Annotated in this window: 9 protein-coding genes and 1 pseudogene; 5 read left to right on the forward strand and 5 right to left on the reverse strand. The window is 54.8% G+C overall.

From position 1 onward, the window contains the following. The first annotated feature begins 1 nt into the window (after position 1). The 3 genes from iolD to iolB are packed head-to-tail and all read left to right on the forward strand — an operon-like array spanning position 2 to position 3,614. Complete coding sequence (iolD, locus tag RT613_RS17800; RefSeq protein ID WP_313617494.1) at positions 2–1,834, forward strand: 3D-(3,5/4)-trihydroxycyclohexane-1,2-dione acylhydrolase (decyclizing); 1,833 nt, start codon at positions 2–4, stop codon at positions 1,832–1,834. Between the two features lie 26 nt (positions 1,835–1,860). Next, positions 1,861–2,766: a myo-inosose-2 dehydratase gene (iolE, locus tag RT613_RS17805; RefSeq protein ID WP_313617496.1), complete on the forward strand. Its 906-nt coding sequence runs from the start codon at positions 1,861–1,863 to the stop codon at positions 2,764–2,766. A 32-nt stretch (positions 2,767–2,798) separates the two neighbouring features. Continuing rightward, positions 2,799–3,614, forward strand: coding sequence for a 5-deoxy-glucuronate isomerase (iolB, locus tag RT613_RS17810; protein WP_313617498.1), 816 nt, complete (start codon positions 2,799–2,801; stop codon positions 3,612–3,614). A gap of 140 nt (positions 3,615–3,754) precedes the next feature. Here iolB and RT613_RS17815 read toward each other — a convergent pair whose 3' ends face one another. From RT613_RS17815 to iolG, 4 genes are read right to left on the reverse strand one after another with little or no spacing between them, the layout of a single operon-like run. Then, positions 3,755–4,801: a Gfo/Idh/MocA family oxidoreductase gene (locus RT613_RS17815; RefSeq protein ID WP_313617499.1), complete on the reverse strand. Its 1,047-nt coding sequence runs from the start codon at positions 4,799–4,801 to the stop codon at positions 3,755–3,757. Between the two features lie 33 nt (positions 4,802–4,834). Beyond that, positions 4,835–6,007 (reverse strand): Gfo/Idh/MocA family oxidoreductase, encoded by a 1,173-nt coding sequence (locus RT613_RS17820; protein ID WP_313617501.1) that lies wholly within the window; start codon positions 6,005–6,007, stop codon positions 4,835–4,837. A 22-nt stretch (positions 6,008–6,029) separates the two neighbouring features. Beyond that, a complete protein-coding gene (gene iolE, locus RT613_RS17825; protein WP_313617503.1) occupies positions 6,030–6,944 on the reverse strand; it encodes a myo-inosose-2 dehydratase in 915 nt (304 codons plus the stop codon). After that, the gene (gene iolG / locus RT613_RS17830; protein ID WP_313617505.1) at positions 6,941–7,966 is read right to left on the reverse strand and encodes an inositol 2-dehydrogenase; all 1,026 of its coding nucleotides are present in this window, start codon (positions 7,964–7,966) and stop codon (positions 6,941–6,943) included. The genes iolE (RT613_RS17825) and iolG overlap by 4 nt, the downstream gene beginning before the upstream one ends. 122 nt (positions 7,967–8,088) lie before the next feature. Between iolG and RT613_RS17835 the strand changes: the two genes are divergently transcribed. Together RT613_RS17835 and RT613_RS17840 are read left to right on the forward strand one after the other, a co-directional pair. Beyond that, a complete protein-coding gene (locus RT613_RS17835; RefSeq protein ID WP_313617507.1) occupies positions 8,089–9,102 on the forward strand; it encodes a LacI family DNA-binding transcriptional regulator in 1,014 nt (337 codons plus the stop codon). A gap of 101 nt (positions 9,103–9,203) precedes the next feature. After that, a pseudogene (locus RT613_RS17840) lies at positions 9,204–9,365 on the forward strand (transposase); the annotation flags it as partial. A 56-nt stretch (positions 9,366–9,421) separates the two neighbouring features. On the opposite strand, the gene RT613_RS17845 reads toward RT613_RS17840, so the two are convergent. Next, on the reverse strand, positions 9,422–9,719 hold a 298-nt coding region (locus RT613_RS17845; protein ID WP_313617508.1), incomplete at its 5' end, for a DDE-type integrase/transposase/recombinase.

The following is a 9,719-nucleotide window of genomic DNA, read 5'->3' on the forward strand; positions in this document are numbered from 1 at the left end:
TATGACGACGATCCGTTTGACCGCAGCACAGGCGATGTTCCGCTGGTTGTCTGTGCAGATGAACGAAGACGGTGAGCGCTTCATCGATGGTGTCTGGGCGATCTTCGGCCACGGCAATGTGGCAGGCATTGGTGAGGCGTTGCATGGTATTCAAGACAGGCTTCCGACATGGCGTGGTCAGAATGAACAGACCATGGCGCATGCGGCGATTGCCTATGCCAAGACCAAACGTCGCCGTCGCGCGATGGCGATTACCTCGTCGATTGGCCCTGGCGCAACCAACATGGTGACGGCGGCGGCACTCGCCCATGTCAATCGTTTGCCTGTGTTGTTCATTCCCGGTGATGTCTTCGCCAATCGTCGTCCTGATCCGGTTTTGCAGCAGATCGAGGACTTTGAAGACGGCACGATGAGCGTGACCGATTGCTTCCGTCCCGTCAGCCGCTATTTTGACCGGATTACCCGGCCCGAACATCTGCTGTCGGCACTGCCGCGCGCCATGCAGGTGCTGACCGACCCTGCCAATTGTGGCCCGGTCACATTGGCCTTTTGTCAGGATGTGCAGGCCGAGGCCTATGATTGGCCGGAAGGGTTCTTTGACGAAAAGATCTGGCGCATTCGCCGGCCGGAACCTGATCCCCGCGAAGTGGACGATGTGGTGGCCGCATTGAAGGCGGCACGCAATCCGGTCATCGTGGCCGGTGGTGGCGTTCTTTATTCGGGTGCCGAGAGTGATCTTCTGGATTTTGCCAAAACCCACAATATCGCCGTGGTCGAGACGCAGGCTGGCAAGGGTGCGATTGACTGGCAAGAGCCGTTGAACTTTGGTTCACCCGGTGTGACTGGCACGGATTGCGGCAACATAATTGCCGCCAATGCCGATCTTATCCTGGGGGTTGGCACGCGCTTTCAGGATTTTACCACCGGCAGCTGGACGGCATTTGCCAATCCGGAGCGTAAGCTCGTCTCCATCAATCTGACCGGATATGATGCCGCAAAACATGGTGCCATTCCGCTGGTGTCAGATGCCAAGGTGGCACTGAAGCGCCTGTCGTCAGGTCTGGGCAATCATCGTTTTGCCGATCCGGATTATGCTGCCCGGGATGCCTGGTTCAAACTGTCGGATAGTGTGCTTGCGGCGCCTGAGGATGAGGGCGCCAACTTCCTGCCATCGGATGCGCATGTGATTGGTGCCGTGTTGCGTAAGGCCGAGGACAACACCGTTGCCATGTGTGCTGCTGGCACCATGCCGGGCGCGCTGCAGGTTTTGTGGCGTGCCTCCCAAAATGGCTACCACATGGAATATGGCTATTCCTGCATGGGTTACGAAGTGGCCGGCGCTTTCGGCATCAAACTTGCCGATCGAGCCAAGGATGTCGTCTGTTTTGTGGGTGACGGTTCTTACATGATGGCGAATTCCGAACTTGCGACTGCTGTGATGATGCAGGTGCCCTTTACCATCGTGTTGACCGATAACCGCGGTTACGGCTGCATCAACCGCCTGCAGCAGGAATGCGGCGGAGCCGAGTTCAACAACATGTACAAGGACAGCAATATCGAAGTGCAGCCGCAGATCGATTTTGTCGCGCATGCCGCATCGATGGGCGCCCACGCCCTCAAGGTGGCTGACATTGCCGGGCTGGAAGCCGAACTCGTGGCAGCGAGAGGCCGAAACATCCCGACCGTCATCGTCATCGATACGGAGGCTGAAACCGGTGCTGGCATTGGTGGCGGATGGTGGGATGTTGCCGTGCCAGAAGTCGGTGATACCGACAAGCTCAAGGCGGCACGCGCCAAATATGACGCCAACACCGCACGCCAGCGCATCAACTGACACTGAGCAGTTTAGAGGATTTTAACATGATACTTTATGGTACCAACCCCATCGCCTGGTCCAACGATGACGATCAAACAATCGGCGCGCATCTCTCTCTTGAGGATTGCCTTTCCGATTGCCAAAAGATCGGCTTTGACGGCATTGAGAAGGGACACAAGATGCCAAACGAAGGCACCGCGTTGAAGGCAACGCTTGGGCAGTTCGGCCTGCGCTTTGTCGGCGGTTGGCATTCAACCAACTTGCTTGTGAACGACATTGCGACAGAGATCGCAGCGCTGCAGTCCTTCATCGACATGACACGAGCAGCTGGTGGCGATCACATCAATGCCTGTGAGTGCTCGAACACTGTCCATGGTAGCGACACCACGCCAGTGAATGATCGACCGATCATGACGGACGACCAGTGGGCGCGCTTTTCACAAGGCTACGAAGCTTTGTCCAAACATGCGCACGAACAGGGCGTGAAGATGGGATATCACCATCACATGGGAACGATCATCGAAAGTGCAGCAGACATTGACCGCTTCATGGCGATGGCTGGCCCGTTTACGCGTCTGTTACTTGATACAGGCCATTGCACCTTTGGTGGAGCAGACCCTCACGAAGTAGCTAGCCGCTATATGGATCGCGTCACGCACATCCACGCCAAGAATATCCGTCCGGATATCATGCAACAGGTTCGCTCGGAAAACCTTTCCTTTCTGGAAGGTGTGAGGCGTGGCGTCTTTACCGTGCCGGGAGATGCCGAGGGTTGCGTGGACTTTTCTCCGACGCTGAAGGTCGCTGCCAAGCACAACTATTCTGGTTGGCTGGTGATCGAGGCTGAACAGGACAGCGCTGTTCGAGACCCGTTCCATTACCAGAGCATGGGACTGAAGGCGTTGAAAACGATCTCTCGCGAGGTCGGTCTCGACACGGCGGTTGGTTGAGAAAGTCATTCATTGAGTGAGAAAGTAGCATCATGAGTCATCTTTTACGTCGGCCCTTTGGCACTCATGGCAAGGTCCACGAGATCACACCCCAGTCAGCGGGCTGGCGTTATGTCGGCTTCAACCTGTATCGCTTGCGCGAGGGCGAAGCAATCGGCGAGGCAACGGGTAGCAACGAGACCATACTGGTGATGGTTGAAGGCAGAGCCCGCTTCACGTCAAATGGCCAGGATTGGGGCGAGCTTGGTGAGCGGATGAATGTCTTTGAAAAGACACCGCCTCATTGCCTTTATCTGCCGAATGATACGACTTGGGAGGGCCGTGCGACAACGGATTGTACGATCGCGGTATGCCTTGCACCGGGCAAAAGCGGACACCATGCTCGCAGGATCGGTCCCGATGGCATCAAACTGACACCTCGTGGTGTCGGCTCCAACCAGCGACACATCAACAATATTGCCATGGAGGCCGAAGATTACTGTGACAGTCTCTTAGTCACCGAAGTTTTTACACCGCCAGGCAATTGGTCGTCCTACCCGAGCCATCGCCATGACGAGGACGATTATCCCCGGATCACCTATCTGGAAGAGACATATTATCATCGTTTGAACCCGGCAAATGGGTTCGGGATACAACGCGTCTATACCGACGACCAGAAGCTCAATGAAACCATCGCGGTGGCAGATGGCGATGTGGTACTCGTGCCACGCGGCCATCATCCGTGCGGAGCACCACACGGCTTCGAAATGTATTATCTCAACGTGATGGCAGGTCCGTTGCGTAAATGGCGTTTTGTAGCAGATCCCGCGGTTGAATGGATCATCGAACGTGATGCCAGGGAAACCTGATTTTTAGGCCGCGGCACCGAAATTCTTCTTGAGCACCAACAAAGCCCGCGACGTGCGAAAATTCGCCATCGCGGGCTTTTGTCAAAGAAAATTCCTGTTTCAGAAGCCGCAACCTCCTCGCCAGAAGGTTGCGACATGTGTCACTCAAACAATCCAGCTTGTTCAAACTTGATATCGAGCGCAACACGGATTGCATCAAGCGTTTTCATTGTATCAAGTGATGCCTCAAGCGGCCGGCAGTCACTTTCCAGTTTGCCTTCGGCAATGGCGTAGGCAACCCCTGCGGCCTCATAAAAAAGACCTTCAAAATGCGCGCCACGCGGCTCATCGTATCTCAGCCTGACAGTGCCGTCACGCGACCACACTTCAAATGAACCTGGCAGATGGAACTCATTGGTGAAGCGGATCGAACCTTCCGTCCCGACAATCGCAACCCCGGTAGGCGTAAAACCGTACAATGTCGTGGCCATTGTTCCCTGCGCGCCGTGATCATTCACCATGGCGACAGCCAATTGGCCGTTCACTCCAGCTGGATCCGATGTCGCAACCCCAACAACCCTGGTAGGCACGCCTAACAGTTTACTCAAGAGCGATACCGGATATGTTCCCAGATCGAGCAATGGCCCGCCAGCAAGCGTCGGATCGAAGATGCGGTGATCAGATGGGAGATACTCGCCATATTCAGTGTAGACTGACTTGATTTCGCCAATGAAACCGGCGTCAAGAACCTGCTGAACGATGTCGAATTTGGGCAGGAAGTAGGTCCAGAGAGCCTCGGCGAAAAACACGCCCTTGTCGCGCGCTGCAGCGACCATTTCGGCAGCCTGGACATGGTTTAAAGCTATCGGTTTTTCGACGAGTACGTGCTTGCCAGCATTGATTGCAAGCAAGACGTGCTCGTGGTGCTGGCCATGCGGTGTGGCGACATAAATGATGTCTATATCAGGTGAATGAACGAGCTGGTCGCAACTCCCGTAAGCGTTCTCAATTCCCCACTCAGACGCGAACCGCTTTGCCTTTTCCTGCGATCTTGAGCCTACAGCGGCGATCACTTGCCGAGTATGCGCCTTGACCGATTCCGTAAACTTTGCCGCGATCCAACCAGTACCAAGGATCCCCCAGCGTAGCGGAGGAGCATCCTGGGGCGACCTCAATCGGGAGGTTGGCAAGGCAGAAGGAAAGGTCATATCGAAACTCCTCTTTGTATGCTGGTGGCTTGCTCAGGCCGCTGTCTTTTCCCACTTGCCGGTCGCAAGTGAGCGCTCCATCGCGTCTATGATCTGCTCGTTCGCAAGGCCAAATTGGAAGTTAGGATAGCAGTCGACATCGCTCATGATACCTTCGATCAAGTCCCGAACTTCGATCACCTTGATATCGAAGTAACCAAGACCGCCGCCGGCAAAATCGAAACCGAAGAATGCAGAAAATTGCGGTACCTGGCTTCCCGCGAGAATTGTCTTGAAACCTCGGTCTGGCTTGGGGTCGTTGAAGCGGGATATCTTCAACTCGTTGAAGCGCTCACCATCCATGATGATCGTACCCTCTGTGCCGGATACCTCCCAGTAGACCCCGAAGACTTTGCCTGCTGCCACGCGGGACGCCTCGATTGTACCGCCAGCACCCGACTTGAAGCGGACAAGTGACTGGATTTGATCCTCGTTCTCAACCGCCGCGCGAGGGGCATCGTCGCCCGCCTTTGCGCCGTAACCTGACCCACCCTGTGGGATCGGCCGAGTTGGAAAAAAAGTCTGGCTCTGCGCAGTGACACTTTCGACAGGCCCCATCAGGAATTGCGCAACGGAAATGACGTGGCTACCGAGATCTCCCAACGCTCCAGATCCTGCGTCACGGCGCGTACAACGCCAGGAAAAGGGCAACTCCGGATCATTGAAGAAACCCTGATCAAACCAGCCACGAAAACGCATCGGCTGCCCGATATCGCCTCTGTCGATCAGCTGTTTCGCCAGCATGGCCGCAGGTGTCTTGATGTTGTTGAAGGCAACCATTGTCTTGACGCCCTTTTTTCGGGCGGCGGCAGCCATTTCTTCAGCTTCTGCCAAGGTCACCGACAGGGGCTTTTCACAATAGACGTGTTTGCCGGCATCAATCGCGGCGAGTGCCATTTCATAATGCATGGCGTTTGGAGAGGTTATGTCGACAATATCGACTTTCGGATCAGATACGAGCGTTCTCCAGTCGCCGGTACTTTTTTCAAAGCCGAAGCGGGTAGCTGCGCTGGCAGCCAGTGTCTCATCTACGTCGGCGAGCAAATAGAGATGGGGGATTGCCGCGAGATCACGATAAAGCATTCGCGCACGGTGATAGGCATCTGCATGGGCTTGCCCCATAAAACCCGAGCCGATCAGACCGATATTAAGTGTTTTCTTGACCATGATTGTTTCCGTTTCAGACTGATCAGGCTGCTAGAAGGTCGTAGATGTGCAAGAATGCTCGCGTGACCGCTGGTCGTGGCGGAGCCTTCGCTGGATCCTGCTCTGCCTCTACGACAACCCATCCCTTGTAGCCGTTGTCCCGAACCAGGGAGATTACGGCACCGAAATCGACATTGCCGTCACCAGGAACGGTGAACATGCCGGCGCGCACGCCCTCGTTGAAGCTGAGGTCGCCATTTCGGATGTTTGCCAGGACTGGCATACGCACATCCTTGAGGTGAATATGGTTGATGCGATCGCCAAATCGCTCAATAAGCTTGCCGTAATCAAAACCACCGCTCAAGGCATGGCCAGTATCAAGTAACAGGCCAACGCCTGGTCCGGTACGGTCGAAGATTGCCGAGATTTCATCGAAAGTTTCAGCGACCATCATGAGATGATGATGATAGGCGAACTTGAGGCCGTATTTTTCATGCAGGCGTTTTGCGAATTCGCTCAGCCGAGCGGCGTAGGAGGAAATATCTTCCGGCGGCATAATCACGCGCCTCGACATTGGTGTATCCAACGGAGCGCCTGGTGCCATCATCGCCACCTCACCATAAACAAGAACGTCGCTGCCCATGTCGTGCAACAGCCCTGCATGGGATGCTACTGCGTCCATTTCATCAGCGACGCTTCGCGTCGCAAGCTCGCCAGAGTACCATCCAGAGGCAAGCGCCAGATTACGTTCGTTCAAAAGGGGTGTAAGAATGGAGGCGTCTCGTGGAAACTTTCGGCCGAGTTCGATACCCTGATAGCCAACCGCTGCTGCGTCATCAAGGCAGATTTCAAGCGGGGTGTCTCTCCCCAAATCGTCAAGAACATCATTGACCCAAGACAGCGGACTCACCGCCAGACGGACGCCGTCAGGCAATACATTCGTGATCATGGCAGTCATCGTCTCTCCTCCGCATCAGGATGCCAGTCAGTAGAAAATTGGATCGGCTTACCCGTGTTCATTGACACGATTGCCGCTTCGGCAAGCCTTTGCGCTTCAAGTCCATCGCGAATAGTGGCAAGCGGTGTTGAACCGGTTGCTATCATGTCGATGAATGCATGCATCTCCGCGCGGTAAGCGCCTGTGAAGCGCTCGATGAAATAATTCATTGGTGTCGAGGAATGAAATCCCTGGGCGTCGGCGATCATGACGCCGCGTTGTGGACGGTTTTCAACATATAGCACCTCACGCGAGCAGAGCGCTTCAAGACGCTGATCGTAGCCGAAGGGGGCACGCCTGCAATTGACCATCTGCACGAAGCGGCCCGAAACGGAGGTCAGCGTGATCATCGCGGTATCGATATCGCCAGCTGCGGCAATTTCCTGATCGATCAAGCAATTGCCGACAGCATACACAGTTGCGATTTCTTCACCGAGCAGATAACGCGCCATGTCGAAATCATGTATCGCCTGGTCGCGAAACATACCCCCAGACCGTTCGATGTAATTGCGCGGTGGTGGTGAAGGATCGCGAGTATGCATGACGATATGCTCAAGCTCACCAGCCTGGCCGCTGACGATCCGTTCCCGCACCAACCGAAAATCAGGATCATATCGGCGTTGGAAGCCGAGCAAACAAGCCACTCCGGTCTTTTCAACTTCGTTCGTGACATCTTCTACGGTTGAAAAATCCAGGCTGACTGGCTTTTCACAGAACACGGCCTTCCCCGTCTGGGCAGCCCTCAATAGCAGGGCCGCATGGGTGTCTGTGGAACTCGCAATGATAACCCCTTTGATAGCAGGATCGGTAAAGACCGTTTCCGGCTCACAAAGCATGGCACCTGTTTGCATTGCGAGACGGTCCAGATGATCGCTTGCGACCGGCTCAACGATGTATTTCAGGTGCACTGACGGATGAGCAGCCGCATTTAGGGCATGCACCTGCCCAATGCGGCCCGCGCCAAAAACTGCGAGCTCGATCATGTATGGAACCTCCCTGTCCCGAAACGCCCTCCATGACGTTCGGTCGAGAATGATGATAGCTTTAGGTTCTTGATGCGGTATTGTATTTTTGAAGAGATCTCTTCAAATCCTGAGGATTACGAATGGGCAAGATCACGGCGAAGGATATCGCTGAAGCTGCAGGCGTTTCGCTTTCAACGGTTGACCGTGTGCTCAACAATCGTGGTGGGGTGAAACACGCAAAGGAAAGACAGGTTATCGAGTGGGCTCGTAAGCTCAAGATTGATCGGGCGCTAAATCAACGGATAGCGCGAACCCTCAGGATTGCCGTCTTGCTACAACGTCCGGAAAATCCGTTCCATGCCGCTGTGCAAAATAACTTCGAAGCTGCGACGCGAGACTTTCCCCAGTTCAATCTTCAGTTCAAAATCCACCATATCGAGCCCGCGAAGTCGAGCGCCACAGCAAACCTTGTAAGGACCCTCGCAAAGACCTGCGATGGAATGGTCATTGTCAGCGCAGAGGATAACGATGTTGCTGCAGCATTGAGAGATTTTGGCAGGTTGGGCAAGCCGGTCATTACGCTCGTCACTGACATCGCTGGATCTGGACGTTTTGCCTATGTTGGTCCGGACAATGTCAAGGCAGGGAGAATTGCTGGGGATCTTATGGGCCGTCTCTTGGGCAAAGATGGAGGAGACATCCTCGTGATCTCAGGCATGCTCACTATGGTCGGACATGAGGAACGTGAGGCGGGCTTTCGGGCCGCACTGAGCGAACGTTACCCTGAGTGCCGGGTAACTGATGTTCTCGAAAGCCTGGAACGGGCCGAACTGGCGGGAGATCTGGTTTTTAGCGCATTGAAACGCAACAAGAGTGTCCGTGGAATCTACAACGCATCAGCAGGTGCCTCATCCGTTGTGAAAGCTGTTGAAGCGCTGGGAAGAGCCAATGAAATTGTCTTCATCACCCATGAACTGACGGACGACAGACGACAATTACTTCGGCAAGGCCTGATCGATGTCATCATAGACCAAGGGCCTGCTTTCGAGGTTCAGATCGCTATTGAAACACTGGCTGCCTTCTTTGGTCGTAAAGACGAGCCACCAGCCTCACTTATAACACCAATCCATATCCACACCATTGAGAATTGCTGACCCTGATGGTTGGAAACAACGCGAAAACTGCGAGCATTTAAACTCAACTGAACCGCGCCGGGTTTGCCGGAGGCTCCAACTTCTGAAAGAGTGGAGCCGATATGAGCAAGACAACGAACAAGTTTTCACCTGAAGTCCGCCAACGCGCCATCCGTATGGTGCTGGATCACGAGGCTGAGCACCCGTCGCGGTGGGCAGCCGTTTCATCTATTGCGGGCAAGATCGGTTGCTCGCCAGCCACGCTGCATGAATGGGGGAAGAAGACCGGCTCTGTTGCAACTATTCTATATGGCTATAAAGAGGCTTTCTTGCGTTTCAATCACGCGGCTTCTGCTTCGAGGTTCTGGGTGAGAATTGCCACAACTTCGGTAAGGGCGCTGGGCCCAACCCCGAAGGCCCGTTCAACGATGCGGGCCTCTCCGCGAATCTCGCCAGTCAAGTTGAAAATTGCAACCTGCCCCTTACGTAGAGCCCGCATGACCTCGAACCCTTTGATCGTTGCGTAGGCCGTTTGCAACGTTTTGAACCCTCTCATGGGCCTGATCAGTTGCTTGAGCTTGCCGTGATCGGCCTCAACCACATTGTTCAGGTATTTGACCTGCCGGTGCACCAGTTCC

Source organism: Agrobacterium sp. (genome assembly GCF_032092815.1).
Classification (GTDB): Bacteria; Pseudomonadota; Alphaproteobacteria; order Rhizobiales; family Rhizobiaceae; genus Agrobacterium.

Coding starts and splice junctions, on each gene's coding strand:
- RT613_RS17835 (WP_313617507.1), top strand. CDS start 8,089: ATGGGCAAGATCACGGCGAAGGATATCGCTGAAGCTGCAGGCGTTTCG.
- iolE (WP_313617503.1), bottom strand. CDS start 6,944: ATGACTGCCATGATCACGAATGTATTGCCTGACGGCGTCCGTCTGGCG.
- RT613_RS17820 (WP_313617501.1), bottom strand. CDS start 6,007: ATGGTCAAGAAAACACTTAATATCGGTCTGATCGGCTCGGGTTTTATG.
- iolB (WP_313617498.1), top strand. CDS start 2,799: ATGAGTCATCTTTTACGTCGGCCCTTTGGCACTCATGGCAAGGTCCAC.
- RT613_RS17815 (WP_313617499.1), bottom strand. CDS start 4,801: ATGACCTTTCCTTCTGCCTTGCCAACCTCCCGATTGAGGTCGCCCCAG.
- iolE (WP_313617496.1), top strand. CDS start 1,861: ATGATACTTTATGGTACCAACCCCATCGCCTGGTCCAACGATGACGAT.
- iolD (WP_313617494.1), top strand. CDS start 2: ATGACGACGATCCGTTTGACCGCAGCACAGGCGATGTTCCGCTGGTTG.
- iolG (WP_313617505.1), bottom strand. CDS start 7,966: ATGATCGAGCTCGCAGTTTTTGGCGCGGGCCGCATTGGGCAGGTGCAT.